Source organism: Sphingobium sp. GW456-12-10-14-TSB1, assembly GCF_059424385.1.
This window is the reverse complement of sequence record NZ_JBWKZI010000001.1, coordinates 1,631,964-1,656,383: the sequence shown is the minus strand read 5'-3', so window position 1 is coordinate 1,656,383 and position 24,420 is coordinate 1,631,964. Positions and strand designations below refer to the sequence as shown.

The 24,420-nt window shown below is 63.7% G+C and carries 26 protein-coding genes and 1 pseudogene; 14 read left to right on the top strand and 13 right to left on the bottom strand.

Translation table 11 applies throughout. The features are described 5' to 3' along the window. Positions 1 to 49 precede the first annotated feature (49 nt). Together AC07X9_RS08050 and AC07X9_RS08045 are read left to right on the top strand one after the other, a co-directional pair. Entirely contained in the window at positions 50 to 1,129 is a 1,080-nt protein-coding gene (locus AC07X9_RS08050) for an OmpA family protein (RefSeq protein WP_026149594.1), read from the top strand. A gap of 383 nt (positions 1,130 to 1,512) precedes the next feature. Then, on the top strand, positions 1,513 to 2,046 hold the full coding sequence (locus tag AC07X9_RS08045) for a superoxide dismutase family protein (protein ID WP_017184497.1): 534 nt from the start codon (positions 1,513 to 1,515) through the stop codon (positions 2,044 to 2,046). A 66-nt stretch (positions 2,047 to 2,112) separates the two neighbouring features. Here the strand turns inward: AC07X9_RS08045 and thpR are convergent. Next, positions 2,113 to 2,654 (bottom strand): annotated as a pseudogene (gene thpR / locus AC07X9_RS08040) (RNA 2',3'-cyclic phosphodiesterase). Between the two features lie 125 nt (positions 2,655 to 2,779). On the opposite strand from thpR, the gene AC07X9_RS08035 reads away from it, so the two are divergent. Then, positions 2,780 to 3,514 carry a Bax inhibitor-1/YccA family protein gene (locus tag AC07X9_RS08035; RefSeq protein ID WP_017184495.1) on the top strand — a complete coding sequence of 245 codons (735 nt, stop codon included), beginning with the start codon at positions 2,780 to 2,782 and terminating at the stop codon, positions 3,512 to 3,514. A gap of 181 nt (positions 3,515 to 3,695) precedes the next feature. Here the strand turns inward: AC07X9_RS08035 and AC07X9_RS08030 are convergent, their stop codons facing one another. The 5 genes from AC07X9_RS08030 to AC07X9_RS08010 form a co-directional block, all read right to left on the bottom strand. Further along, positions 3,696 to 4,319: a glutathione S-transferase family protein gene (locus AC07X9_RS08030; RefSeq protein ID WP_026002643.1), complete on the bottom strand. Its 624-nt coding sequence runs from the start codon at positions 4,317 to 4,319 to the stop codon at positions 3,696 to 3,698. A 93-nt stretch (positions 4,320 to 4,412) separates the two neighbouring features. Next, positions 4,413 to 5,069, bottom strand: coding sequence for an esterase/lipase family protein (locus AC07X9_RS08025; RefSeq protein ID WP_017184493.1), 657 nt, complete (start codon positions 5,067 to 5,069; stop codon positions 4,413 to 4,415). Beyond that, a complete protein-coding gene (locus tag AC07X9_RS08020) occupies positions 5,056 to 5,265 on the bottom strand; it encodes a GIY-YIG nuclease family protein (protein WP_017184492.1) in 210 nt (69 codons plus the stop codon). The genes AC07X9_RS08025 and AC07X9_RS08020 overlap by 14 nt, the downstream gene beginning before the upstream one ends. 215 nt (positions 5,266 to 5,480) lie before the next feature. After that, complete coding sequence (gene clpA, locus AC07X9_RS08015) at positions 5,481 to 7,811, bottom strand: ATP-dependent Clp protease ATP-binding subunit ClpA (RefSeq protein ID WP_019052618.1); 2,331 nt, start codon at positions 7,809 to 7,811, stop codon at positions 5,481 to 5,483. 156 nt (positions 7,812 to 7,967) lie between these two features. Next, on the bottom strand, positions 7,968 to 8,165 hold the full coding sequence (locus AC07X9_RS08010) for a DUF1192 domain-containing protein (protein ID WP_017182772.1): 198 nt from the start codon (positions 8,163 to 8,165) through the stop codon (positions 7,968 to 7,970). Positions 8,166 to 8,243: 78 nt separating this feature from the next. Between AC07X9_RS08010 and AC07X9_RS08005 the strand changes: the two genes are divergently transcribed. The 7 genes from AC07X9_RS08005 to AC07X9_RS07975 all read left to right on the top strand — a co-directional run bounded on the left by AC07X9_RS08005 (position 8,244) and on the right by AC07X9_RS07975 (position 15,275). Beyond that, on the top strand, positions 8,244 to 9,275 hold the full coding sequence (locus AC07X9_RS08005; RefSeq protein WP_174703635.1) for an NAD(P)H-quinone oxidoreductase: 1,032 nt from the start codon (positions 8,244 to 8,246) through the stop codon (positions 9,273 to 9,275). Positions 9,276 to 9,630: 355 nt separating this feature from the next. Further along, positions 9,631 to 10,506 (top strand): UDP-2,3-diacylglucosamine diphosphatase, encoded by an 876-nt coding sequence (locus AC07X9_RS08000; protein ID WP_017182774.1) that lies wholly within the window; start codon positions 9,631 to 9,633, stop codon positions 10,504 to 10,506. 112 nt (positions 10,507 to 10,618) lie between these two features. Further along, positions 10,619 to 11,647, top strand: coding sequence for a glycosyltransferase family 4 protein (locus AC07X9_RS07995; protein ID WP_017182775.1), 1,029 nt, complete (start codon positions 10,619 to 10,621; stop codon positions 11,645 to 11,647). A gap of 115 nt (positions 11,648 to 11,762) precedes the next feature. Beyond that, positions 11,763 to 12,446: a DUF1013 domain-containing protein gene (locus AC07X9_RS07990; protein ID WP_017182776.1), complete on the top strand. Its 684-nt coding sequence runs from the start codon at positions 11,763 to 11,765 to the stop codon at positions 12,444 to 12,446. A 137-nt stretch (positions 12,447 to 12,583) separates the two neighbouring features. Next, the gene (locus tag AC07X9_RS07985; RefSeq protein ID WP_026002322.1) at positions 12,584 to 14,290 is read left to right on the top strand and encodes an AMP-binding protein; all 1,707 of its coding nucleotides are present in this window, start codon (positions 12,584 to 12,586) and stop codon (positions 14,288 to 14,290) included. A gap of 86 nt (positions 14,291 to 14,376) precedes the next feature. Beyond that, positions 14,377 to 14,910 (top strand): peptide-methionine (S)-S-oxide reductase MsrA, encoded by a 534-nt coding sequence (gene msrA / locus AC07X9_RS07980; protein WP_017182778.1) that lies wholly within the window; start codon positions 14,377 to 14,379, stop codon positions 14,908 to 14,910. Positions 14,911 to 15,008: 98 nt separating this feature from the next. Continuing rightward, on the top strand, positions 15,009 to 15,275 hold the full coding sequence (locus tag AC07X9_RS07975; RefSeq protein WP_017182779.1) for a hypothetical protein: 267 nt from the start codon (positions 15,009 to 15,011) through the stop codon (positions 15,273 to 15,275). Positions 15,276 to 15,326: 51 nt separating this feature from the next. Here AC07X9_RS07975 and AC07X9_RS07970 read toward each other — a convergent pair whose 3' ends face one another. Next, the gene (locus AC07X9_RS07970) at positions 15,327 to 16,283 is read right to left on the bottom strand and encodes an L-threonylcarbamoyladenylate synthase (protein ID WP_017182780.1); all 957 of its coding nucleotides are present in this window, start codon (positions 16,281 to 16,283) and stop codon (positions 15,327 to 15,329) included. Between the two features lie 136 nt (positions 16,284 to 16,419). Here AC07X9_RS07970 and AC07X9_RS07965 point away from each other — a divergent pair, with 136 nt between their 5' ends. Further along, on the top strand, positions 16,420 to 17,235 hold the full coding sequence (locus tag AC07X9_RS07965) for an ATP-binding protein (protein WP_017182781.1): 816 nt from the start codon (positions 16,420 to 16,422) through the stop codon (positions 17,233 to 17,235). A 176-nt stretch (positions 17,236 to 17,411) separates the two neighbouring features. On the opposite strand, the gene AC07X9_RS07960 is transcribed toward AC07X9_RS07965, so the two are convergent. Together AC07X9_RS07960 and AC07X9_RS07955 are read right to left on the bottom strand one after the other, a co-directional pair. Then, positions 17,412 to 18,737, bottom strand: a complete 1,326-nt coding sequence (locus tag AC07X9_RS07960; RefSeq protein WP_017184731.1) for a PQQ-dependent sugar dehydrogenase — start codon at positions 18,735 to 18,737, stop codon at positions 17,412 to 17,414. 60 nt (positions 18,738 to 18,797) lie between these two features. Next, the gene (locus AC07X9_RS07955) at positions 18,798 to 18,971 is read right to left on the bottom strand and encodes a hypothetical protein (protein WP_017184730.1); all 174 of its coding nucleotides are present in this window, start codon (positions 18,969 to 18,971) and stop codon (positions 18,798 to 18,800) included. Positions 18,972 to 19,206: 235 nt separating this feature from the next. Here AC07X9_RS07955 and AC07X9_RS07950 point away from each other — a divergent pair, with 235 nt between their 5' ends. Further along, entirely contained in the window at positions 19,207 to 19,416 is a 210-nt protein-coding gene (locus tag AC07X9_RS07950; RefSeq protein ID WP_017184729.1) for a hypothetical protein, read from the top strand. Positions 19,417 to 19,443: 27 nt separating this feature from the next. On the opposite strand, the gene argC is transcribed toward AC07X9_RS07950, so the two are convergent. The 4 genes from argC to AC07X9_RS07930 all read right to left on the bottom strand — a co-directional run bounded on the left by argC (position 19,444) and on the right by AC07X9_RS07930 (position 23,117). Next, a complete protein-coding gene (gene argC / locus AC07X9_RS07945; protein WP_017184728.1) occupies positions 19,444 to 20,388 on the bottom strand; it encodes an N-acetyl-gamma-glutamyl-phosphate reductase in 945 nt (314 codons plus the stop codon). Further along, positions 20,385 to 21,293: a C40 family peptidase gene (locus tag AC07X9_RS07940; protein ID WP_017184727.1), complete on the bottom strand. Its 909-nt coding sequence runs from the start codon at positions 21,291 to 21,293 to the stop codon at positions 20,385 to 20,387. Before AC07X9_RS07940 ends, argC begins: the two co-directional genes overlap by 4 nt. After that, positions 21,253 to 21,660 carry a MarR family transcriptional regulator gene (locus tag AC07X9_RS07935; protein WP_017184726.1) on the bottom strand — a complete coding sequence of 136 codons (408 nt, stop codon included), beginning with the start codon at positions 21,658 to 21,660 and terminating at the stop codon, positions 21,253 to 21,255. The genes AC07X9_RS07940 and AC07X9_RS07935 overlap by 41 nt, the downstream gene beginning before the upstream one ends. A gap of 62 nt (positions 21,661 to 21,722) precedes the next feature. Then, positions 21,723 to 23,117 (bottom strand): leucyl aminopeptidase family protein, encoded by a 1,395-nt coding sequence (locus AC07X9_RS07930; RefSeq protein ID WP_017184725.1) that lies wholly within the window; start codon positions 23,115 to 23,117, stop codon positions 21,723 to 21,725. A gap of 144 nt (positions 23,118 to 23,261) precedes the next feature. On the opposite strand from AC07X9_RS07930, the gene AC07X9_RS07925 reads away from it, so the two are divergent. Both AC07X9_RS07925 and AC07X9_RS07920 read left to right on the top strand, forming a co-directional pair. Continuing rightward, a complete protein-coding gene (locus AC07X9_RS07925; protein WP_017184723.1) occupies positions 23,262 to 23,462 on the top strand; it encodes a hypothetical protein in 201 nt (66 codons plus the stop codon). Continuing rightward, entirely contained in the window at positions 23,462 to 24,298 is an 837-nt protein-coding gene (locus AC07X9_RS07920) for a PdaC/SigV domain-containing protein (RefSeq protein ID WP_017184722.1), read from the top strand. The genes AC07X9_RS07925 and AC07X9_RS07920 overlap by 1 nt, the downstream gene beginning before the upstream one ends. The last annotated feature ends 122 nt before the right edge of the window (positions 24,299 to 24,420 follow it).

Here is a 24,420-nt window from a genome sequence, read left to right as displayed (position 1 = left end):
ATACAGGGTTTCAGCAGTCCTTCGTGACACTTTTGAAAGGGGAATTCAGATGCGGAAGCTTGCCCTCGCGGCTGCTCTTGCTACCACTGCTTTGGCCACCCCGGCTATGGCACGTGACGACAGCTGGTATGTCGGCGTTGACGCCGGTGTGCTGCTGGTCGAAGACCAGGACATGACTTTCTCGGCAGTGCCTGCCGGTGGCCGTCCGGTCCCTTCGATCGATTATCATAAGGGTTATGATTTCGACGCCAACATCGGCTATGATTTCGGCGGTTTCCGTCTGGAAGCCGAAGCCGCTTACAAGCGCGCAAAGATTGATCTCGACAAGACCGGTGGCGGTTTTGGCGGCGCGGCTTCGGCCCTGTCGTTCATGCTGAACGGCTTGCTCGACTTCGGTCCCGACGATGGCCTGCAGGGCTTTGTCGGCGGCGGCGTCGGCGTTTCGCGTGGCAAGGTTGCTTCGGACATCGTCAACGACAGCGATACGGGCTTTGCCTGGCAGGCAATCGCCGGTGTTCGCTATCCGGTGACCAACAATGTCGACGTTTCGCTGAAGTATCGCTTCTTCAACCAGGACGATATCAAGCTGATCCCGGCTTACACCACCCCTTACGGCGTTGCAGGTTCGACCGCCGACACCAAGCTGCGTACGCACAGCCTGTTGCTGGGTCTGACCTACAACTTCGGCGAACCGGCTGCTCCGCCGCCGCCTCCGCCGCCCCCGCCGCCGCCTCCCCCGCCGCCTCCGCCGCCGCCGCCTCCGCCGCCAGTGGCAGAGTGCAGCCCCGGACCGTACATCGTGTTCTTCGAATGGGACAAGTCGGACGTCACGCCTGACGCCGCCACCATTCTGGACAACGCGGTTTCGGCCTACAGCAACTGCGGCAGCGCCCAGGTCATGCTGGCGGGTTATGCGGACAAGTCGGGTTCGGCTTCGTATAACGTCGGCCTGTCGCAGCGTCGCGCTGACGCCGTCAAGGCTTACATGGCTTCGAAGGGCATCCCCGACGGCGTCATGACGACCCAGGCGTTCGGTGAATCGAACCCCCGCGTCGAAACCGCCGACGGTGTTCGCGAACTGCAGAACCGTCGCGTGGAAATCACCTACGGTCCGGGTTCGGGCATGTAAGAGACTTTTCCGTCCGCAAGGATGGAAAGCCGTTGAAGGGGCTGGTCGAAAGACCGGCCCCTTTTTCGTCGCGCTCCAGGTGACGTCGGCAGCGCGGGGTCGGGCGATTGGCGTTTGCGAAATGCACCAAGCCTTGTGTGCCTGACTTAGCCGGTACCGCGCGGATAGCGGGCAGGTATGGGCTTTCCTGGTCCCGGCATGGCTAAGGTCTTGGCCTACTGTGTGGCGCGGAACCATGTTCGTCTGTGTGACGGGCTGGGGGAGGCTGGATCAGGTTTTTAGGAATCTGCCGGGCGAAATCACAGTGACAGCCCCGTAATGATCGGCAACAAAAGCGAGGCTTCGGCGTTCGCTTTCATATTCGCCATCTCCGGGAGTGTATCATGAAATTTACCCCTATCCTGTTCGCGCTGCCGCTGGCCGTCGCTTTTTCAGCTTGCGCAACGACCGCGACACCCGCGGCTGCGCCGATGGCTGGCACCAAATTGATGGCAGCAGATGGATCGGCGCGCGGCACCGCCAGCGTTACCGAGGCGGCGGACGGGCTGCATGTGCTGGTCAAGGCGCAGGGGCTGACGCCGGGTATCCACGCCGTCCATGTGCATATGACTGGCGCCTGCACGGCACCGGATTTCACCAGTGCCGGAGGCCATTGGAACCCGACCGGGCGGCAACATGGCATGGATAACCCGGCGGGCAAGCATATGGGCGACATGCCCAACATGACGGTCGGAACGGACGGGACCGGTGCGATTGAATATGTCATCGCCGACGGGACGATCAGCAGCGGGGCGATGCCGTTGCTGGATGCCGATGGCGCGGCCGTGGTGATCCATGCAAAGGCCGACGACAATGTCAGCGACCCGGCTGGCAATGCCGGTGGACGGGTCGCCTGCGGTGTCCTGAAGGCGAGTTAATGATCGGATTTTGATATTTGCATGTCCATGCCAGTGCCATGGGTTGCAAATATCAGAACCAATTCATCAGTCCGGGCTGCCGGGGCCATAATCCTCAACGATCTGATAGTGTGCGCCATTGTTGCCGAGGCGGCTTTCGAACAGGGCGAAGCTGTCGATCGTGAAGGGTGGGCTGTTCAGCGCAGCGTGGGAAGCCAGGAAGGGGTCCACGAGAGCGCCGCTTCGCCCGAAGCGGGCGAGGGTGATGTGCGGCCAATAGGCGCGCTCTTCGGGTGGCTGACCCATGGCGACGCAGGCGCGATCGACCTTGCGATGCAGGCTGGCAGCGGATCGCGCGGCTGGACCCCGGCCCAGAGCGTGTCGATGAGACCGCGACGATCAAACACCCCGACGCCCGCAATTCTGGCGTCGAACGGGGCGAAGCGGATGGTGCGCAGCGCGTCGGCAATGTCGCTCGCGCGGTGTCGATCGACCTCTCCGATGAAGCGCAGCGTCAGATGCAACTGATCGTCGCGTTGCCAGCGGGCGCCCGCGACCCCGCCCATCAGTGCAAGCAGTTGCGCGCGGTGGGCAGCCGGCGGGCGGATGGCGACGAACAGGCGATGCATGACGGGCCGACTATAGGCTTTACCGCGCGTTAGGCCAGTGCGGTTACGAGAGCGCTTGAATATCCGGCCATAAGCGCCGATAATGGAATCAGCGGCGACAATGACGCCGGCGAAGGAGAATTTTCATGGCCAACTGGTCCGATCCCCGTTCCAATATTGCGGGCTTTGGCGGCAATAGCGTCGCGCGGGGCGAGGCGTTCGACGCCGGTCTGCGCAGCTACATGCTGTCGGTCTATAATTATATGGCGAGCGGCGTTTTGCTGACGGGCATCGTCGCCGTGCTGTTTGCGTCGAGCGGGCTGGCCTATCAGGTGCTGGCTGGTCCCGGCATCCTGAAATATGTCATCATGTTTGCGCCTTTGGTGTTCGTGATGGTGCTGAGCTTTGGCATCAACCGGCTGTCGACGGTGGCGGCGCAGGGTCTGTTCTGGGCCTATGCGGCGGTGATGGGCCTGTCGCTCTCGTCCATCTTCCTGGTCTATACCGGCACCTCGATCGCCCAGACCTTCTTTGCGACGGCAGCCGCTTTTGCGGGGCTGAGCCTGTTTGGCTATACCACCAAGAAGGATCTGTCGGGTTTCGGCACCTTCCTGATCATGGGCGTTGTTGGCCTGCTGGTCGCCAGCCTCATTAACCTGTTCCTGAAATCGAGCGCGATGGATCTGGTCATCAGCTTCATCGGTGTGCTGCTGTTCGCGGGCCTGACCGCCTATGACACGCAGAAGATCAAGAGCATCTACGCGCATGTCGCGGGCACGGACATGATGGGTAAATCGGTCGTCATGGGGGCGCTGAACCTCTATCTCGACTTCATCAACATGTTCCTGTTCCTGCTGCGCTTCATGGGCAATCGCGACTGATTGGCCTGGACAGCGAGATAAAGGAAGGCCCGGCGGAGACACCTCCGCCGGGCCTTTTTTGTACGAGTCTTGCGCCAATATCCGTTCGTTTCGAGCGCAGTCGAGAAATGAGGCGCGCCAGGCGCGAATGCTGCGCTGCTTGCTTCTCGACTACGCTCAAAGCGAACGGGGCGGGGGAGACTTAACCCTGGTTCTGCATCGCCGCGATCAGGGCGCCGTCGATCTCCTTTTGCCGCTTATAGGCGGGGCGCGCGCGCAGGCGTTCCGCATAGGCGGTGAAGGCGGGCCGCTCCGGCACGGTGCCGAAGGACAGGCCCCAATCAATCTGAGACCCCACATAGACGTCGGCGGCGGTGAACTGGTCGCCGCAAATCCATGCCTCGCCCGCCACCGCCTGTTCGAGCGTATTTAGCACGTCGTCGAGCGAGCCATAGCCTGCGGTCCGTTCGCGCCCTTCCGGCAGGACGAAGCCCATGGCGTTGTTGGTGATCGCGGCTTCGAGCGGCCCGGCCGCGAAGAAGAGCCAGCGATAATAGGCGCCGCGTGCTTGGGCTGGCGGGGCGAGGTTGGCGGCGGGGAAAGCATCGGCGAGATAGGCGCAGATGGCGGCACATTCGGTGACGATGGTACCGTTATGGACGATCGCGGGTACCTTGCCCATCGGGTTGATCGCGAGATAGTCGGGAGCCTTCATGGTCGTCGCATAGTCGAGCAGGACGGGGTCATAGGGGACGCCAACTTCCTCCAGCATCCAGCGGACGATCTGCCCGCGCGACATGGGGTTGGTGTAGAAGGTGAGGGTCATGACATATATCCTCTGCAATGACGGCGGCTGGAACATAACGAAAACATGATCGTGTGGCCAGACCGGATGGAGAGGGACTTCGGCGGCTATGCGCTATGGGTGCTGGAAGGTGCCGTCGCGCAGGAAATGCATGACCTGATCAGCGACCGGCCGCGTGTAGATCATGGCGGTGTGGGCGACGGGCATGACAATATGGTCGCTCTGCCCAGCGAGGTGGGTGGCGCGGACACTAACCTTGCCGTCGTTGGCCGCGCGAAATATCCGGTTGGATGTCATGCCGTTCATGGGCTTGTCGCCCGCAATGATTCCCAAAGGATAGTCGACGGTGCCCAACGTCGCCTCGATCGCTGGGAGCCGTCGGGTCCGCAGCAGGTCGCCGGCATGGTGGAGGATCGGGCGATTCAGTCGCAGACGATACAGAAGGTCGGCGATCTCACTGCCGCTATTGGGTGTGCCCAGCATGACGACGCGACCGAGCCGGATGGGACGATGGCGGGCGATATAAGCGCGCAATATGAGGCCGCCCATGGAATGACCTACGCCATGGATGCTGGCGGCATGGGCGATTGGCGACGCTGCGAGGCGATCGTGCAGATGGTCCAGCACGCGCTCGAGCGGCCAGCGCCAACTAGGGTAACCGACATTCGCGACGATGTAGCCGGCTTCACGCAAACGACGCGCGAGCAGGGCTGTCTGGAGATGATGGCCGCCGAAGCCGTGGAGGAGGATGACGCCTTCAGTCACCGACATTCCCGTCGTCATCGAGCGGTTCATATGTCCCGGTTTCGAAGTTGCGGAGCGTAGCAATGTCGGCTGTGCCGCCAATATAGAGGACGCCTCTTGGCTCAGTGGTCATGACATGGGTGTAGCCGCCTCGCGCCATATCCGACTTTAGCGCATCTACGCCTGAGACCCCAGCCTTCGCTGGGGTGACGGTGAGATTCATGTCTCCTTTACGGTGCTTGCACCCGTAAAGCCGCTATTCGGCTACCCACCTATATTGGGTTAGCGATCTGACCTCCTCTGCCATCGCCAACCTCGTTGCGTGGCGAGAGATGGATCCCCGCCTCCGCGGGGATGACGGGGTTGGGGGATTGGTGAGGTGGCATGAAAAAGGGCGGCCTTTGCGGCCGCCCTTTTCGTTTGCGACTGAAAGCGCGCTTATTTGGTGCCTTCCGGCGTCTTGGCCTTGCCGCCCTTCTTGCCCTTTTTGGGAGCGGCGGGGGTGATTTCGAAGGCCAGGGCCCCAACCCCATCGGTTTCTTTCATATGGACATGGACTTCGCCGCCATGGACCAGCTTGCCGAAGAGCAGTTCCTCCGCCAGCGGCTGCTTGATCTTTTCCTGCATCAGGCGACCCATCGGGCGGGCACCGTAGAGCTTGTCGTAGCCCTTCTTGGTGAGCCAGGCCTTCGCCTCTTCGTCCAGGGTGATGTGGACGTCGCGGTCGGCCAGTTGCAGTTCGAGTTGCAGCACGAACTTGTCGATGACGCGGGCGACGATTTCTGGCGGCAGATAGCCGAACGGCACGATCGCATCGAGACGGTTGCGGAATTCGGGGGTGAAGAGCTTTTTCACCGCGTCTTCCTGCACATCTTCGCGCGTGAGTTCGCCAAAGCCGATGCTTTCCTTCGCCATGTCCGACGCACCGGCATTGGTGGTCATGATGAGGATGGTGTTGCGGAAATCGACGGTCTTGCCGTGATGGTCGGTCAGGCGGCCATTATCCATCACCTGCAACAGGATGTTGAACAGGTCCGGGTGCGCCTTTTCGATTTCGTCGAGCAGCAGGACGCTGTGCGGTTGCTGGTCGACGGCATCGGTCAGGAGGCCGCCCTGATCATAGCCGACATAGCCCGGAGGCGCGCCGATCAGGCGGCTGACCGAATGGCGTTCCATATATTCCGACATGTCGAAACGCTGGAGCGGGATGCCGAGCAGGGTCGCAAGCTGACGCGCCACTTCCGTCTTGCCGACGCCGGTTGGGCCGGAGAAGAGATAGTTGCCGATCGGCTTGTCGGGATCACGCAGGCCCGCGCGCGACAGCTTGATCGCGCTGGATAGCACTTCGATCGCCTTGTCCTGGCCAAAGACGACGCGCTTCAGGTCCGTGGTCAGCGATTCCAGAACGCTCTTGTCATCGGACGACACGGTCTTGGGCGGGATGCGGGCCATGGTCGCTATGACCTGCTCGATCTCCCTGGGCGTGATCGTCTTCTTGCGCTTGGAGGGCACGACCAGCATCTGCATCGCGCCGACTTCGTCGATCACATCGATCGCCTTGTCGGGCAATTTGCGGTCGTTGATGTAGCGCGCGGACAGTTCCACCGCCGCCTTGATCGCGTCCGGCGTATATTTGACGTGGTGATGCTCCTCGAACGCCGAGCGCAGGCCAGCGAGGATCTTGATCGTATCCTCGACCGAGGGTTCGTTGACGTCGATCTTCTGGAAGCGCCGGAGCAGCGCCCGGTCCTTTTCGAAATGGTTGCGGAATTCCTTGTAGGTGGTCGAGCCGATGCAACGGATCGTGCCGCCGGACAAAGCGGGCTTCAGAAGGTTTGAGGCATCCATCGCGCCGCCACTGGTTGCGCCAGCGCCGATCACGGTGTGGATTTCGTCGATGAACAAGACGGCGTGCGGCAGCTTTTCCAGTTCGGTGACGACGGCCTTCAGCCGCTCTTCAAAATCGCCGCGATAGCGGGTGCCGGCCAGCAGCGCGCCCATGTCGAGCGAGTAGATGACGGCTTCCTTGAGCACGTCGGGCACTTCGCCTTCGATGATCTTGCGCGCCAGACCTTCGGCGATCGCGGTCTTGCCGACGCCGGGATCGCCGACATAGAGCGGGTTGTTCTTCGACCGGCGGCACAGGATCTGGATCGTGCGATCAACCTCCGATGCGCGGCCGATGAGGGGGTCTACCTTGCCCCGCTCCGCCTTTTCATTCAGGTTGACGGTGAACTGATCGAGGGCGCTGTCCTTCTTACCCTTGCCGTCCTGCACCTTCTTCTCCTCTTCGGCTGCCCCCTTGGTCTCCTGACGCTCAGGCGTGGGCGTACCCTTGCCGACGCCATGGCTGATGAAGCTCACGGCATCGAGACGGCTCATATCCTGCTGTTGCAGGAAATAGACGGCGTAGCTTTCACGTTCGGAAAAGAGCGCGACGAGGACGTTGGCCCCGGTCACTTCATCCTTGCCGGAGGATTGTACGTGGAGGATGGCGCGCTGGACCACGCGCTGAAAACCGCTGGTGGGGGAGGGGTCGCTCGCCCCTTCGACCTTGAGGCTGTCCAGTTCGGTATCGAGATATTGGGTGACGGCATCACCCAGCTCGCCGATTTCGACGCCGCATGCCTGCATCACCTTCGACGCATGTTCATCGTCGATCAGCGCCAGCAGAAGATGCTCCAGCGTCGCATATTCATGCTTGCGTTCCGACGCATGGGTCAGCGCATTGTGCAAGGTGGTTTCCAGAGCGGGTGCGAAAGAAGGCATGTCTGTTCTACTCCTGGCCCGATGAGAGGGCGGTATTGAACCTTATGTCGGCATTGCTCGACGCCGGATCAAGACGCGCGCCTTGACCTGCGGAATTGCCAGACTGACCGTGCCCGGTAGAACCCTTCGTCAGGGTGCGTGGGGCAAGGCGCGGGTTCATCGCTTGAATAACGCCTCGGCTATTGCCTTATGGTTAACGGCGTATTCCATTTTCGCTTCTGTTCGCGCTATTTCCGCCTTCAGGGCGGCGATGCGGGCGTCCAGTTCAGCCACGGACAAAGGGTCCAGATCCTGCATCAGCAGCCGGGCCAGTGGATCGTCAGCCCGGTGAGGGAGATCATCATCCTTGTCCATGAACGGTAATGTTGACCCTGCGGGCCACTCTGTCAATAAGGGCGCGCATTCCGCCGGTCGATTTTGGTGCGATGCAGCATGAGCAGGTTTTGGGGGGAAGCGACGATGGCCGATGGCAACCGCGTACCGGGCGAGATGATGGCGATCGCCATTCCCGTGCCGGGTGGGCCTGATGCGCTGGTGCCGCAGACGCGGCCAGTGCCGGTACCGGGCGATGACGAGGTGCTGATCCGCGTGGCCGCCGCCGGGGTGAACCGGCCCGACGTGCTGCAACGGCAGGGCAAATATCCGCCGCCGCCCGGCGCTTCGGACATTCCGGGGCTGGAAGTATCCGGCACGATCGTGGCGGCCGGGCAGGGCGGCGAGTTGCTGATCGGGCAGCGCGTCTGTGCGCTGCTGGCCGGGGGCGGTTATGCGGAATATGCCCTGGCGCCCGCGGGGCAATGCCTGCCGGTGCCGGAGAGCTATGACCTGATCGAGGCGGCGGCGCTGCCGGAGACATTGTTTACCGTATGGACCAACTTGTTCGAGCGCGCCTATGCGGTGGGCGGCGACACGGTGCTGGTGCATGGCGGGACCAGCGGGATCGGCACCATGGCGATCCGGCTGTGCAACCTGTTCGACGTGAAGATCATCGTCACCTGCGGATCGGACGAGAAATGCGCGGCCGCCAGGGCATGGGGCGCGGACGAGGCGATCAATTACAAGACCCAGGATTATGTCGCGGAAGTGAAGCGGATCACCGGCGGGCAGGGCGTTCAGGCGGTGCTGGACATGGTGGGCGGCGACTATCTGCCGCGCAACCTGGAGTGCCTGGCCGAGGATGGGCGGCATGTGTCGATCGCGGTGCTGGGCGGGGCGAAGGCGGACGTGTTTATTCCGGCCATCATGCAGCGGCGGCTGACACTGACCGGATCGACGCTGCGGGCGCGGTCGGTGGGCTTCAAGAGCCTGGTCGCGGACGAACTGGTGCGGACGGTGTGGTCCTTCGTCGAAGACGGCAAGCTGCGCCCGGCGATGGACCAGCGGTTCGCGCTGGCGGACGCAGCCAAGGCGCATGCGCGGATGGATGCGGGCGAGCATTTCGGCAAGATTGTGCTGGTGGTTTGAGGGGGCGTGGAGCTGGCGGCGTAGGCTAAACGCGCTTCCCGCAGCATGAAGACCGTGCAGGACGTCGTTCCTATCCCCACGTCATGCTGAACTTGTTTCAGCATCTATTTCTCGTCACAAGCGGAGGCTCATGGCGCGCGATGGATGCTGAAACAAGTTCAGCATGACGAAGTGAAATTCAGCATGACGAAGTGAAATGACGCGCCTTCAATCTGTGATAGCTCCGTCCCGTGGGCGGGAGGGGAGCTGTAAAACCCACGCAAACCGTAGCATTTCCGTCATATTCGCTTCGGAACTGTAACATTGCGGCGGTAGGGAACCGGTCCTGAGGGCATCAGTCTTTGGGGATCGCATCATGAACGCCATCACGCGCCTGCCATTTCTGGCGGACCTGCCGGAGGACGGCGCCGAGCCATTTTCCGTACCCGAACGGACGCAGGGCGAGCGCCGCCGGTTTCGCACCATCTGGATCTCCGACATCCACCTTGGCACGCGCGGATGCAATGCGGCGATGCTGATCGATTTCCTCGACAATGTGGACAGCGACACCATCTATCTGGTGGGCGACATCATTGACGGATGGCGGCTGAAGAAGCGCTTTTACTGGCCCGCCAGCCATAATGACGTGGTGTGGCGGCTGATGAAGCGGGCCAAGCGCGGCACGCGGGTCGTCTATATTCCCGGCAATCATGACGAGATGTTCCGCCAGTTCACCGGCATGAATTTCGGTGGCGTGGAAATCCGGCGCAAGGCGATCCACATGACGGCCGACGGGCGCAAGCTGCTGGTGCTGCATGGCGATGAATTCGACACGATCATGCTGGCGCATCGCTGGTTGGCCTTTGTCGGCGACGCCGCCTACACCACGCTGATGCGGCTGAATGTTGTGGTCAATGCGGTGCGGCAGCGCATGGGCCTGCCCTATTGGTCGCTCAGCAAGATGGCCAAGCACAAGGTCAAGAACGCCGTATCCTTCATTTCCCAATTTGAGGAAGTGGTCGCCCATGAAGCGGGCGCGCGGGGCGTGGATGGCGTGGTATGCGGGCATATCCATAATGCCGAAATGCGTGAGATTGCCGGCGTCGCTTATTATAATGATGGCGACTGGGTGGAAGGCTGCACCGCGCTGGTCGAGCATGAGTGCGGGCGGATGGAAGTGCTGCACTGGGCCGATGAAATCGCCGCGCGGACGCAGGGGCAGCAGGGCGAACGGGCGCGGATGGCGGCTTAAGAATTCAAGCAGTCGTGCTCCCGCGAAGGCGGGAGTCCAGTCCAAACGTCTGAACTGGGTTCCCGCCTGCGCGGGAACACGCGGGATTAGGGCGAGATGACGGAGTGATCCCATGCGCATTATGATCGTCACTGATGCATGGACGCCGCAGGTCAATGGCGTGGTGCGCACGCTCCAGACGATCCGGGCGGAACTGGAGGCGATGGGGCATGAGGTTCGGGTGCTTTCGCCTGATCTGTACGGGTCCATTCCCTGCCCGACCTATCCCGAAATAAGGCTGGCGCTGGTGCGACCGGGCGTGGTGGGGCAGGCGATCGCCGCCTTCCAGCCCGAAGCCGTGCATCTGGCGACGGAAGGGCCGCTGTGCCTGGCGGCGCGGCGCTGGTGCCTGCGCAGCGGCGTGCCGTTCACCACCGCCTATCACACCCATTTCCCCGATTATGTGGCGCAGCGCACCGGGCTGCCACCGGCCTGGTTCTGGCGCTATATCCGCTGGTTTCACGGCCCGGCGCAGGCGGTGCTGGTGTCGACCGGATCGGTGCGCGCGCAACTGCGCGCCCATGGGCTGCACAATGTATTGCCATGGGGCCGGGGCGTGGACCTGAGCGCCTTTACGCCGGACGCGCAGCCGCCCGCCCTGTTCGCCGATCTGCCCCGGCCGATCATGCTGGCGGTTGGCCGGGTGGCGGTGGAGAAGAATCTGGAAGCCTTTCTGGCGACCGATCATCCCGGCACCAAGGTGGTCGTCGGCGACGGCCCGGCGCGCGCATCGCTGGAGCGGCGCTATCCCGAAGCGCTGTTCATGGGGCCATTGTTCGGCGAGACGCTGGCGGGAGCCTATGCCGGGGCCGATGTGTTCGTTTTCCCCAGCCGTACCGACACGTTCGGCCTGGTGATGATAGAGGCGCTGGCCTGCGGCACGCCGGTCGCGGCCTATCCCGTCACCGGGCCGGTCGATATTGTGACCCCCGAATGCGGCGCGCTGTCGGAGGATCTGGGGCAGGCGATCGCCACTGCGCTGGCCTGCGACCGGGCGGCCTGTGCCGCCTATGGCCGCAGCTTTAGCTGGGAACGCAGCGCGCGCGAGTTCCTGGCGGGACTGCACACCATCGACCGGTTGGGGCTGGACAGCGCGGCCTGACGCTTTTCCTTGCTCGAACGGGCATGATCGACTATCTCCAGACGGTCGCGGCCGCCCTGCTTGGGCGGCCCTTATCGTTTTTGTGCCGGAGAATGTTCCCGTGTCCCAGCCACTCATGCCCCATGCGACCGCCAGCTGGCTGGTCGACAACAGCGCTCTGAGCTTTGAACAGATTGCGGAATTTTGCGGGCTTCACATCCTGGAAGTGCAGGCGATCGCCGATGATACCGCCAGCACCAAATATACCGGCCGTGACCCGGTGCGCGCCCATGAAATCACGATGGAAGAAATCCACAAGGGCGAACAGAATCCCGACTATAAGCTGAAGATGCTGAAAGGCCCGGAGCCTGTCCGCCGTACCAAGGGGCCGCGCTACACGCCGGTGTCGAAGCGCCAGGACAAGCCCGATGGCATCGCCTGGATCCTGCGCAACCACCCCGAAGTGTCCGACGGCGCGATCGGCAAGCTGATCGGCACTACCCGCACCACCATCGCGGCGATCCGCGACCGCACCCACTGGAATATTTCCAATATCACGCCCAAAGACCCGGTGACGCTGGGTCTGTGTTCGCAGCGCGAACTGGACGCTCTGGTGGCCAAGACCGCCAAGAAGCTGGGCATTGAGGCGCCGGCCGATTCGCGGCTGGATGGCGACCGTGCGGCGCTGATCGAGGAGCTGCGGCGCGAGCGTGACGACAACGCCCGGCGCGCTGATGAGGCGCTGCGCAGCGAGGCGGAACTGATTTCGGGCATCGCCACGATCCTTGATCCGTTCAGCAACAACAAGGGCAGCGTTTGATGCCGTAGCGTCATTGGGCGACTGGCCGTAAGTCGCCGCAATGCAGCATTTTTTCGGGGCCGCGCCGGGCAATCGGCGCGGCCTTTTTGCTGAGGTTGACGCTTGCGTAAAGTGACCGTTGGCCATAGACTTCCCCCATGGAGAGCATAGAGAAAATCTGGCGGGAGCATTATCAGCACCCCACCGTATGGGAACGAACATTCCCCCCTTTGTCGATGGGTGAGATGGTCACCAGCAGCGCGCTGGCCCACCCCGATGCACCGATGATCGACTTCATGGGTCGCCGGTTCAGCTATGGCACGATGTTCGGGCAAATCCGCCGCATTGCATGCGGTTTGCAGGCAATGGGGGTGCAGAAGGGCGACCGGGTCGGCCTGTATCTGCCCAACACGCCCCATTATGTCGCGGCCTATTATGGCGCGCTGATCGCTGGCGCGATCGTCGTCAATTTCTCCCCCCTCTACACCGCTGCCGAACTGGAACATCAGGTCGAGGATAGCGGGACGAAAATCCTGTTCACCCTGTCGGCCAAGGCGCTGCTTCCTACCGCGCTGGAAGTGCTGGAGCATAGCAGCCTGGAGAAGCTGGTCGTCGGATCGGTGGCGGAGATGCTGCCCCCGGTCAAATCCCTGCTCTTCCGCCTGTTCAAGGCGAGCGAGTCCGTGCCCTTGCCGGACGATCCGCGCGTGCTGCGCTATGACAGGCTGATCGCCAATGCGGGCGACTGCACGGTGCCCTCGATCGACCCGGAGCGGGACATCGCCCTGCTGCAATATACAGGCGGGACGACAGGCACGCCCAAGGGGGCGATGCTGACCCATCAGAATCTGACCGCCAATGCGCGACAGGCGCAGGCGATCGACCCGCACGCGAATGAGGAAGATCGCATCATCGCGGTGCTGCCCTTCTTCCATGTGTTCGCCAATACCTGCACGCTCAACCGCACCGTGATCAATGGCGGCGAGATGGTCATGCTGCCCCGTTTCGACGCAGCGCAGGTGCTGGCGGCGGTGCAGCGGGTCAAGGCGACATCGCTGCCGGGCGTGCCGACCATGTTCCAGGCGCTGCTGGATCATCCAGCGATCCGCAACATCGACTTTTCGTCGCTGCGGGCCTGTATTTCGGGCGGTGCGCCGCTGCCGCTGGAAGTGCGGCAACGGTTCGAGGCGGCGACGGGCGCCAAGCTGATCGAAGGTTATGGCCTCACCGAAACCAGCCCGATCGTCTGTTCCAATCCCTATGAGGGGCTGAACAAGACCGGGACGGTGGGACAGCCGGTGCCGGGGACGCGGGTGAAGCTGGTGGATCGCGAAGACCCCACCAGGCCGCCGCCGCCGGGCGAACCGGGCGAATTGCTGTTCGCCGGGCCGCAGATCATGAAAGGCTATTGGAACCGGCCGGATGCCGACGCCGATGTCTTTATCGGCGATTTCATCCGCACCGGCGATGTGGGCGAGATTGACGAGGATGGTTATGTCCGCATCGTCGACCGATTGAAGGACATGATCGCCGTTGGCGGCTTCAAAGTGTTTCCGAGCCAGGTCGAGGCGGTCCTCTACCATCATCCGATGGTCAAAGAAGCGTTGGTCATCGGCATTCCCGACCGTTATCGCGGCGAACAGCCCAAGGCGTTCGTGACGCTGGCCGAGGATGCGGAGATTGACGGCGCGGCGTTGAAGGACTGGCTCAATCCGCAACTGGGCAAGCATGAACGGGTGTGCGAGGTCGAGGTGCGGCTGAACCTGCCCCGCACGCTGGTCGGCAAGCTATCGCGCAAGGAACTGGTCGCCGAGGAACGCGCGAAAGCGGCCGCGCGCGCTGCGGAGGCTGGAACAGCGGCCTGAGCCTTCCTATCTGCATGTCCAAGCATTGCTCCCGCCACCGTTCGGACGAATGGCGGCGGGACTAATCAGGTTTGGAAGGAATAATCATGGCGCAGGAAATCGCGACGCTGGCAGGTGGATGCTTCTGGTGCACCGAGGCGGTGTATCAGAATCTGAAAGGCGTGAGCGCTGTCGAGAGCGGCTATATTGGCGGGGAGCGGCCCAACCCGACCTATGAACAGGTCTGTTCCGGCACGACCGGCCATGCCGAGGCGATCCGCGTCAGTTTCGATCCCGACGTGATCAGCTATGCCGATCTGCTCGACATTTTCTTTGCGACGCATAACCCGACGACGCTGAACCGGCAGGGCAATGATGTCGGCACCCAATATCGATCCGCCATCTTTCCCCATTCGCCCGCGCAGGAGGCCGAGGCGAAAGCCGCGATCGGCCGGGCGCAGCCAGACCATGCCGACGCAATCGTCACCACGATCGAGCCGGACGGCCCCTGGTATCCGGCGGAGGATTATCATCAGCAATATTGGGATCGGGTCGGCGATCGCAATCCCTATTGCATGGCGGTGATCCCGCCCAAGCTCGCGAAGCTGCGCAAGGGCTTTGCCGAAAAAATGGACGCCTGATTTTCCGCGACGTGCTTTACCGCTTTTTGTAGCCAGCTTAGGCTATGGTTAAGATGGGCTATGCCAGTAGGGCGGCGAACCACGTCGGGGGACTGAAGATGAACAAGATGATGATGCTGGCCGCGCCGCTGATGCTGCTGGCTCTGCCCGGCTGTATTGCCAAGACGGCGCTGGACATCGCCACCATGCCGGTGCGCGCGGGCGCGCAGGCGGCGGACTGGGCGACGACCAGCCAGGACGAGGCCGACCGCAATTATGGTCGCAAGATGCGCGAGCAGGAAGCGCGCGATGGCAAGGCGCGCAAGAAGGCGGACAAGGAACGCCGCCGCCAGTGCAGGGATGCCGGCTACGACAATTGCGATTAAACACCGACTTTCGACTGCAATCACGAACCCCGCAGGTGGAATTGCGCCGCTCTAAGCCGCCGCGCGTTTCAGCCGGTCGTTGATCGCCGCGCCTATCCCATCATCGGGGATGGGGGCGACGGCGATGCGCTGCTGCGCGCTCGCGTCGGCGATGTGCAGCGCGGCGAAGAGATTGGCCGCCGCCTCCCGCACGTCCGCCTCCGGGCTGAGATTGATGTGGCAGGGCATCAGGCCAAAGCCGATCAGATATTCGTCCCGCTCCGCCCGCATGGCGTCGAGCCGTACCGGCTTGGACGGCGCATAATGGCTTTCCAACTGGCCGGGCGCTTCGATCTTCGTTTCTCCCTTGCCGATCAGGACGGGCAGGCCGGTCGCTTCTTCCAGCATCGCCGCCGTCACTGAACCGGGGCGCAGCAGCCGCACATGATCATGCTCCGGCGCGGCGATGGTCGATTCCACGCCCTCGCTGGTTGGCCCTTCATCCAATATCAAGCGCACCCGGCCATTGAGGCTGGCCAGCACATGCTCGGCCCGTGTCGGGCTGATCGACCCGCTGCGATTGGCCGATGGCGCGGCAAGGGGGCGTCCGCTTTCGCGGATCAGCGCGCGCATCGCGGGGTGCGCTGGCAAGCGCAGCGCCACGGTGGGCAGCCCCGCCATCACCAGCGGGGACAGGCCGCTATCGGCCCGGACCGGCAGGACCAGCGTCAATGGTCCCGGCCAGAAACGATCCGCCAGACTGTTGGCGACGGGCGAGAAATCCGCCAGCCGCTGCGCCATCGCCCGGTCGGCGACATGGACGATCAGTGGATTGAAACTCGGTCGCCCCTTGGCGCTGTAGATGGCGGCGACGGCGTGGCTGTCGGTTGCATCGGCGGCCAGGCCATAGACGGTTTCGGTGGGCACCGCGACTGGCTCACCAGCGCGGATCAGCAACGCCGCCTCGCGCAGGGATTCTGCGCCGTAGCGGCAGGATCGGGTGGAATAGGCTGGATTTGGGATGGTCACGGCCCCCGCGATATAGACGGCGAACCGACCGAGTAAAAGGCCATTGCGTCAGTCGCATGACATGGGCTGACGAGTGGAGCCGATGCGAGGCGCGCCATGGCTTGCCGCGCTGTCGCTCGCCCGGTAAGTCCCCGCCATGACCGACGATCTCCTCATCCGCATTGCCGAGGCGCTGGAGCGGCTCGCGCCGCCGCCCGCGCCGTCCGCCGATCTTGCCGCGTCGCCTGCTTATGTATGGGACGGTCGGGCCATCCGGGCGGTGGAGGCATTCGCGCCGGTGGATTACAACCTGCTGACCGGGATCGACGCGCAAAAGGGCGCGCTGCTCGACAATAGCCGCCGTCATGCGGCGGGCCACGCGGCGCATGACGTGCTGCTATGGGGTGCGCGCGGGACGGGCAAGTCGGCGGTGGTGGCGTCCGTCGTCGGCCAGTTGCAGGGGGAGGGGCGGGACATCGCCCTGCTGCAATGCGCGATCGACGAACTGGCGAGCCTGCCCGCGCTATTCTCTCTGCTGCGCGGCACGAACCGGCCCTTCATCCTGTTCCTCGACGATCTGGGCTTTGACGAAGGGGTGGGCGATGCCCGGTCGCTGCGTTCCTTGTTGCAGGGGGGCACGGCGGCGCGTCCTGCCAATGTGCGGCTCTATGTGACGTCCAACCGCCGCCATATCGTGCCCCGGCATCTGTCGGAGCAGGATGACCCGATCAATCCGCGCGATGTGGTGGATGACCGGATGGCGCTGTCTGATCGGTTCGGTTTGAGCCTGGGCTTCCATGCGCTTGACCAGGACGCCTATGTCGCGATCGTGCGCGGCTATGCGGACAAGCTTGGCATCGGCTTCGATCCGATGGAGGCGGTCCAATGGTCGACCCAGCGCGGCAGTCGGTCGGGGCGGGTGGCATGGCAATATGTCGTCGAACTGGCGGGGCGCAACGGGTTGAAAGTCTAGCGGCAAAACCATCCTCCCCTTGCAGGGGAGGTGGCTGGCCGCAGGCCAGACGGAGGGGTGTTGGGCTATCGAGAGGGTGACACCCCTCCGTCATCGCTACGCGCTGACACCTCCCCTAAAAGGGGAGGATGAAGAACATCACACTCCCGCCTGCGCGGGAGTATGCGAGCCTTACATCACTTCCCTTTCGTCACCCGCCACACCACACCGCCGACATCGTCGCTGACCAGCAGCGCGCCCTTGGCGTCGGCGGTCACGTCGACCGGGCGGCCATGGGCCTTGCCATCCTGATCGAGGAAGCCAGTCAGCACATCGACCGGCTTGGCCTTGCCCGCCTCGCCATCGGTGAAGCCGACAAACACCACCTTATATCCTGAGGCAGGCTTGCGGTTCCAGCTGCCATGCAGGCCGACGAACGCGCCGTCGGTATAGGGCGCGCCCAGCGTCACCTTGTCAGCGAAGGTCAGACCCAGCGCGGCGACATGATTGCCCAGAGCATAGTCGGGACGCTTGGTATATTCACGGATTTCCGGGCGCTGCGGCTGGACACGACGATCCTCATACCCGCCCCAGTAATTCCACGGCCAGCCATAGAAGCCGCCAAATTCGATCCGCGCCAGATAGTCGGGCACCAGGTCGCTGCCCAGCATGTCGCGTTCGTTCACTACGCCCCACAGCGCGCCGCTCCTGGGTTCAAACGCCAGGCCCACCGGGTTGCGCAGGCCCGACGCCCAGATGCGATAGTCGCCGGTCCTGGGATTGACCTCCAGCACCGCTGCGCGATTGGCTTCCGTTTCCAGCCCGTTTTCGCCGATATTGCTGTTGGACCCGACGCCGACATAGAGCATCCCTTCGGGGCTGACGGTCAGGCTGCGCGTCCAGTGCATGTTGGGGGCCTGCGCGGGCAAGTTCAATATCTTGCGGCCCGGTGCGCTGATCCTGGTATCGCCCGGCTTGTAGGGGAAGGCCATCAGCGCGTCCGTGTTGGCCACGAACAGCGTATTGCCCAGCAGCGCCATGCCGTAGGGCGAATTCAACCCGGTCAGGAAGGCTGTCTTGGTTTCGGCCCGCCCGTCGCCATCGGCGTCGCGCAGCAGCGAGATGCGGTTTGGCGAAGGATCGCCAGCGCCCGCCTTGTTCATCAGATAATTCATCACCCGGTTGACGATGCCGCCGGTGGGGCGGGGCGGGCTGTTTGTTTCGGCCACCAGCACATCGCCATTGGGCAGGCGCAGCATGGAGCGGGGATGGGACAGTCCGTCGGCAAAACGGGCGACGGCCAGCCCCTTGGCGGGCACCGGCGCTTCGCCTGCGGTCCAGGGCTTTACTTCGGCGATATTGACCGTCGGGATCATCTCGCTGCGCGGTCCGGTGAATACCGGTTCGCGCCCCGTGTCCGCGCCGGGTGGCAACTGGGCCGTGTCCCCTTGCGCAAGATAGAGGAATGCGCCGCCGGCCAGCGTGAGGACGACGAGGGGGAGGGCGATCAGATGCTTGTTCATCCCCCACATCTATGTCGCCGTGCCGCATCGGGCAAGGTGGATGGGCGGCAGTTTCGACGCTTATTTGCGCCGGTCGCGCAGCCACAGCAGCACGGCGATCAGCACGCCAGCGGCCACGCCCGCCAGCAGGCCGATGCTGGGCTGGCCCATCATCCCGCCAGTGATCGCTCCCCCCAGGATGAGGAGGGCGATGATCGCGCCCGCGCCAGTCGGCTCTTTCCTGTCATTGCTCATGCGCAGCCCCTTGCCATGGACGATGCGACAAGGCCAGCGGCTTTGCTGTCACAGGGCCGCGGGCGTCGTTTCGGGACAGGCCGTGCCGTTGCGGGATGTTTGTCCCATCGTGGGACTTGGCTAATGACCTGTTCACCCTCGCATCCCGCCAACCCCGTCAAAGCGTTGAAATGGCACGGAGATTGAAGAAGGGAGCGAACCAATGGGTGTCGCCGGAAATATAATGGGGGTCGCAATGCAGTTGCCATATCTTTCGGGCCGAAAGAGCTATGAGGACGCCGCCGAACTGATGGCGCTGTTCGGCGAAAATGCCGGTTATGAAGCCGCTGCCCGCGCCGACCGCAGCCTGGACGTGGGCAATCATATCCATTTTTGCCACTGGCGGCAGATCGAACGCCTGATCGTGCTGCTGACCCATGATCAGCCGCTGGGCACGATTCACTGACGGTCGACCCGCGACGGGTTTGAAGTCCTAAAGGCGCAATCCGGCGGTTTCGGGCAGTCCCGCCAATATGTTCAGATTCTGCACCGCCGCGCCCGCCGCGCCCTTGCCCAGATTGTCGAGCGCCGCGACCAGCCGCGCCTGACCGGCGGCAGCATTGCCGAACACGAACAGTTGCAGCCGGTCGGTCGCGCCAACCTGTTCCAGATCGATCTTGCCCATGGCGTCGCTGTCGGCCAGCGCGGCGACGCTCACGATCGGCGATCCGGCATAGGCCGACGCCAAAGCCGCATGGACGTCCGCCAGCGTGGGCGATCCGGGCATCGCGCGCAATTGCAACGGCACTTCCACCAGCATCCCGCGATAGGCGTTGGCGACGGCGGGCGCGAACAGGGGCGCGTGAGCCAGTCCGGAATAGCGGGTCATTTCCGGCACATGTTTGTGCGCCAGGCCAAGGCCATAGGCGCGCAGAGCGGTCGGCGCGCCGTTGGTCCCTTCATATTCCGCGATCATCGCCTTGCCGCCGCCCGAATAGCCCGACGCGCCCGACACGGTGACGGGCCAGTCGGTCGGCAGCAGACCGGCCAGCGTCAGCGGCCGCACCAGCGCCAGAAAGCCGGTCGGCCAGCAGCCCGGATTGGCGACGAAGCGGCTGGCGGCCAGCTTCTCGCGATGCCCAGCTTCCAGTTCGGGAAAGCCATAGGTCCAGCCATCCGCCACCCGATGCGCGGTCGATGCGTCGATCACGCAGGTGCGGTCATTGTCGATTAGCGCTACGGCTTCGCGCGCAGCATCGTCGGGCAGGCACAGGATCACGACGTCAGCCGCGTTCAGTGCATCGCGGCGCGAGCGCGCATCCTTGCGATCCTTCTCGTCCAGACGGATCAGCGACAATTCGGGGCGTCCGGCCAGCCGGTCGGCGATTTCGATGCCGGTGGTGCCGACGCCGCCGTCGATGAAAACCTGTGTCGTCATGCGCCGATCCTCCGCCGCGCGATGATGGGTTGGGCATGATCCCCGGCCAGCCGCGCGACCACGTCGGCCAGGGGTTCCGCGACCACCGCCATCCAGTGTGCATTGGCGTGCAGCAGGGTCTTGCCGTCGATCATGATGCCGACATGGCGGGGGAAGAAGAGGATGTCGCCACGCTGCAACACGGCCTCGCTGTCGATCGGATTGCCGATCCCTTCGCATTGCAGGTCCGTGTCGCGCGGTACGGATATGCCGCACTGGCCGAGCGCGACCTGCACCAGCCCCGAACAGTCGATGCCGCGATGCCCGCGCCCGCCCCAGACATAGGGCTGGCCGAGATAACGCTCCGCCACGGCAACCCAATCGGCGGCGATGGTGTCCAGCGGGGTGGCATGACGCATATGGATGAAGCCTTCGGCGCAGGCGATGAAGCCATCCTCCGCCTCTCCCGAAAACAGCGCGCCGCCCGGCCAATAATCGGCGATCGGCGCCTTGATGTCCGGCGCGCTGAACAGCGGAGCGGTGTTGACGATGATCCGGTGGCTCACTGGCTCCAGCACGTCCAGCGCTTCCCGCCGGATATAGCCGACATAGCCGTCATGTCCGCAAAAGCCCCAGGCCCAGTCGGTCATCACGTCCAGCGCATGGAATGTTTCGCCGCGCAGCAATTCGCTGACCGCTTCGCCCGTCGCCGATGGCGCGGTCAGGATTGGCGAGCCGGGGGCGACGCAGGTAAGGGGAACGGCGCGGGCGTAATGGGCGGAAAATAATGTCCCCGCCAGCGCCAGGTCCGCCAGATCGCCACGCGCCGCGTGGACGCGGCGGTCGAGCGCGACGGAACGCCCGCCGAGCTTGAAGCGGGTTCTTTCAGGCGGTTCGTTCCGCGCGGGGTTGTTCGTACCTGTCATCGCGCGCGGTTCCTGCGATGAAAAGGTGAAAGGCGTCAAGAAATTCCGCCCCTTTGGTGGTCCGGGTGATAAAAATATTGCGCCGGTCGCTGACATCGCGTTCGCGGCGCAGATAGCCCAGGGCCGACAATTTGTTGAGCGCGCGGGTGATTACGGGCTTTGACACATGCAGCGCTTCGGCCAGACCCCGTACCGTATGTGGCCCGGCGGCAATATAGACGGTCAGCATCAGCGCCATCTGCCGGTTGGTCAGATCGGGCTTGCCCGACCGGACATAGTCAACAAGGGTGCGCATCCAGTGGGTCAGCGGCAGCAGGCCGGGCCGGTCGATTGCGGGCGAAAGATCGGTGGCGGGATGAGCGTTCATGTGGCCTTAACGCACGATGCACAATCCGGTTGCGTAACGGACGCCGACATTCTCGTGCAATATCAATCACGCCCGTATCGCTGCTGCAACAGTCGGAAAACCGCCCGTAATCCCAATGCTTCGCCACCCTTCGCCCGGCCCGGTTTCGCGCTCGGCCGCCAGGCGAACGTGTCGAGATGCAGCCAGGGCACATCGTCCGGCACGAAGCGTTTGAGGAAGAGCGCGGCGGTGATCGCCCCGGCAAATCCGCCTTCACCCGCATTGTTGATGTCGGCAATGTCGGACTTCAGCATGTCGGCATAGCCATCCCACAGGGGCAGCCGCCAGGTCGGGTCATCTACCGCCGTGCCAGCCGCCGCCATCTCCGTCGCCAGCGCATCGTCATTGGCGAACAGCGCGGGCAGGTCCGGCCCCACCGCGACCCGCGCCGCGCCGGTCAGCGTGGCATAGTCGATGATGAGGTCCGGCTTCTCCTCGCCAGCGCGGGTCAGCGCGTCGCCCAGCACCAGCCTTCCTTCGGCATCGGTATTGCCGATCTCGACCGTCAGCCCCTTGCGGGTGCGCAATATGTCGCCGGGGCGGAAGGCGTTGCCGCTGATCGCATTTTCCGCCGCCGGGATCAGCAGGTGCAGCCGCACCGGCAGGCGCGCGCCCATGATCAGTTGCGCCAGCGCCAGGGCATGGGCCGCGCCGCCCATATCCTTCTTCATCAGGCGCATGCCCGACGAAGGCTTGATGTCCAGCCCGCCACTGTCGAAGCAGATGCCCTTGCCGATGATCGCGATGCGGGGTGCTGCCGGATCGCCCCAGGTCAGTTCGATGAGGCGCGGCGCGAAGCTCTTGTCCGCAGCCTTGCCCACCGCATGGATCATCGGATAGCCCTGTTCCAGGGCGTCGCCGCGGGTCGTGCTGACGCTGGCGCCGAACGTCTTGCCGAGTTGCGACACGGCGGCTTCCAGATCGGCCGGCCCCATGTCGGCGGCAGGCGTGTTGACCAAGTCGCGCACCAGCGCGATCGCCTGCGCCAGCTGCACCGTCGATTCGATCCGCGCCACGTCGCTGGTCAGCAGCACGCGGGGCGTGACCGGGTTTTCGTCCTTGCGGTAGCGATCGAACCGGTAATGCGCGGTCAGCCAGCCAAGGGCCGCCGCATCGGGCGATCCTTCGGCCAGTCGATACATGCCTTCGGGCAGGGTCTCGGCGAGTTTCGCAAGGCACCAGGGGCTGGGCGCGGCCTTGTTGGCGATGCCCGCCACCACCCACCAGTCGCCTGCGGCTTCGCCCGGCACGATCGCCAGTTCACCCGGCTTTCCCTGAAATTTCTGCGCCGCCACGATCGCGCGGACCCGATCCGGCTGGGCCGCCAGCCAGTCGTCATAGCCTGCCGCCTCGACAAGGTGGATCGAACGGGCGGGCTGGTCGTTATCGGCTTTAAGCAGGGCTGAATAATCGGTCATGGGGTCGGTTTAGGAGAAAGGCGCAAGGGATGGAAAGCGCGAAATTTCATCGCCCGCATCGCACATGTCGCCCTTTCCCCATTTGCGTCCCGCGCCGCTGAGGCCTAGCTTCATCTGCATCGCAAAATGCCAAGGAGAGAGACGATGATTCATTCCGATGACCGCGGCCTCCAGGCCGCCCGCGCCCGTGCCTATGTGCTGGCGGAGAGCGGCCGTTTTGAAAATGGCCATGCCGTCGAACAGGCGCTGATCGCCGAGGGTTGGCCCAATGCCGGGCAGGCGCTGCAAAGCGACTATGCGCGCAAGGCGATCGGCGAACGCTGCCGCGCTGCGCGGGCGCACTGATGCGGCAGGGGGAACTGGCCCGGTCGGCGGGGCTTTTGGGTGTCGCCGCGATGCTGCTGGTTGCTTGCAGCCCCTCGCACGAGGAGGCGGGGGGCAATGATGCGGCCAATGTCGCGGCGACCCGCTTTGCCGACAGGATGGCGGGAACGCCGCCACCGGCTCCCCCGGCCAAACCCTTCAAGCAGACGGACAAGAGCGCGCTGCTGGAATTCGCCTATGCCTATCCAGCGCAGGCGGCTGCCATCCCCGCGCTGGTCGACAAGTTCGACAAGCAATTGACGACGTCCAAGGCCGATGCGCTCAAAATGGCGAAGGATGACAGCGCGTCCGCCAAGCAGGCCGGCTATCCGTTTCGCGCGCACAGCCTGGAAACGGAATGGAGCGTATCCGCCGATACCCCGCGCTTTTTGGCGCTCCAGTCGCAAACCTATGTCTTTACCGGCGGCGCGCACGGCATGACCGGCTATGACAGCCTGTTATGGGACAAGGCGCGCAGCCGCGAAACCAGCGTCAAGGCGGTGATGACCACGCCCGCCGCCTTCGCCGCCGCCATCCGCGACCGCTTCTGTGCCGAACTCGACAAGCAACGCGCGGAAAAACGCGGTGCGCCGGTGGTGCGGGACGCCGATGAATTCAGCCAGTGCATCGACCCGATGGAACAGGTGCTGGTGCTGACGTCCAGGGACGGCAAGGTGATCGACGGCGTGACCGTCGTGGTCGGCCCCTATAGTGCCGGGCCTTACGCGGAAGGGACGTATGAGGTCGCGCTGCCGGTCGATGCGGCGATGCGCAAGGCGATCAAGACGGAATATCAGGATGGGTTTGTGGCGGGGTAAGGTGATTTGCCCTGCTTTCCCATCCTCCCCTCGAAGGCAGAGTTATCGCGAATGGAACTGCCCCTGCCTTCATTGTCATGCTGAACTTGTTTCAGCATCCATTTCTCGTCCCCAGCGGCGGC

What these genes read in the sequence shown, in the direction of transcription:
- AC07X9_RS08050 (WP_026149594.1), top strand. Translation starts at nt 50, where the DNA reads ATGCGGAAGCTTGCCCTCGCGGCTGCTCTTGCTACCACTGCTTTGGCC.
- argC (WP_017184728.1), bottom strand. Translation starts at nt 20,388, where the DNA reads ATGACGACACAGGTTTTCATCGACGGCGGCGTCGGCACCACCGGCATC.
- AC07X9_RS08035 (WP_017184495.1), top strand. Translation starts at nt 2,780, where the DNA reads ATGGCCAACTGGTCCGATCCCCGTTCCAATATTGCGGGCTTTGGCGGC.
- AC07X9_RS07925 (WP_017184723.1), top strand. Translation starts at nt 23,262, where the DNA reads ATGATTCATTCCGATGACCGCGGCCTCCAGGCCGCCCGCGCCCGTGCC.
- AC07X9_RS08010 (WP_017182772.1), bottom strand. Translation starts at nt 8,165, where the DNA reads ATGGACAAGGATGATGATCTCCCTCACCGGGCTGACGATCCACTGGCC.
- AC07X9_RS08025 (WP_017184493.1), bottom strand. Translation starts at nt 5,069, where the DNA reads ATGTCGGTGACTGAAGGCGTCATCCTCCTCCACGGCTTCGGCGGCCAT.
- msrA (WP_017182778.1), top strand. Translation starts at nt 14,377, where the DNA reads ATGGCGCAGGAAATCGCGACGCTGGCAGGTGGATGCTTCTGGTGCACC.
- AC07X9_RS07990 (WP_017182776.1), top strand. Translation starts at nt 11,763, where the DNA reads ATGCCCCATGCGACCGCCAGCTGGCTGGTCGACAACAGCGCTCTGAGC.
- AC07X9_RS08045 (WP_017184497.1), top strand. Translation starts at nt 1,513, where the DNA reads ATGAAATTTACCCCTATCCTGTTCGCGCTGCCGCTGGCCGTCGCTTTT.
- AC07X9_RS07940 (WP_017184727.1), bottom strand. Translation starts at nt 21,293, where the DNA reads ATGACAGGTACGAACAACCCCGCGCGGAACGAACCGCCTGAAAGAACC.
- clpA (WP_019052618.1), bottom strand. Translation starts at nt 7,811, where the DNA reads ATGCCTTCTTTCGCACCCGCTCTGGAAACCACCTTGCACAATGCGCTG.
- AC07X9_RS08020 (WP_017184492.1), bottom strand. Translation starts at nt 5,265, where the DNA reads ATGAATCTCACCGTCACCCCAGCGAAGGCTGGGGTCTCAGGCGTAGAT.
- AC07X9_RS07950 (WP_017184729.1), top strand. Translation starts at nt 19,207, where the DNA reads ATGCAGTTGCCATATCTTTCGGGCCGAAAGAGCTATGAGGACGCCGCC.
- AC07X9_RS07985 (WP_026002322.1), top strand. Translation starts at nt 12,584, where the DNA reads ATGGAGAGCATAGAGAAAATCTGGCGGGAGCATTATCAGCACCCCACC.
- AC07X9_RS08000 (WP_017182774.1), top strand. Translation starts at nt 9,631, where the DNA reads ATGAACGCCATCACGCGCCTGCCATTTCTGGCGGACCTGCCGGAGGAC.
- AC07X9_RS07960 (WP_017184731.1), bottom strand. Translation starts at nt 18,737, where the DNA reads ATGAACAAGCATCTGATCGCCCTCCCCCTCGTCGTCCTCACGCTGGCC.
- AC07X9_RS07930 (WP_017184725.1), bottom strand. Translation starts at nt 23,117, where the DNA reads ATGACCGATTATTCAGCCCTGCTTAAAGCCGATAACGACCAGCCCGCC.
- AC07X9_RS07935 (WP_017184726.1), bottom strand. Translation starts at nt 21,660, where the DNA reads ATGAACGCTCATCCCGCCACCGATCTTTCGCCCGCAATCGACCGGCCC.
- AC07X9_RS08030 (WP_026002643.1), bottom strand. Translation starts at nt 4,319, where the DNA reads ATGACCCTCACCTTCTACACCAACCCCATGTCGCGCGGGCAGATCGTC.
- AC07X9_RS07920 (WP_017184722.1), top strand. Translation starts at nt 23,462, where the DNA reads ATGCGGCAGGGGGAACTGGCCCGGTCGGCGGGGCTTTTGGGTGTCGCC.
- AC07X9_RS08005 (WP_174703635.1), top strand. Translation starts at nt 8,244, where the DNA reads ATGAGCAGGTTTTGGGGGGAAGCGACGATGGCCGATGGCAACCGCGTA.
- AC07X9_RS07965 (WP_017182781.1), top strand. Translation starts at nt 16,420, where the DNA reads ATGACCGACGATCTCCTCATCCGCATTGCCGAGGCGCTGGAGCGGCTC.
- AC07X9_RS07995 (WP_017182775.1), top strand. Translation starts at nt 10,619, where the DNA reads ATGCGCATTATGATCGTCACTGATGCATGGACGCCGCAGGTCAATGGC.
- AC07X9_RS07975 (WP_017182779.1), top strand. Translation starts at nt 15,009, where the DNA reads ATGAACAAGATGATGATGCTGGCCGCGCCGCTGATGCTGCTGGCTCTG.
- AC07X9_RS07955 (WP_017184730.1), bottom strand. Translation starts at nt 18,971, where the DNA reads ATGAGCAATGACAGGAAAGAGCCGACTGGCGCGGGCGCGATCATCGCC.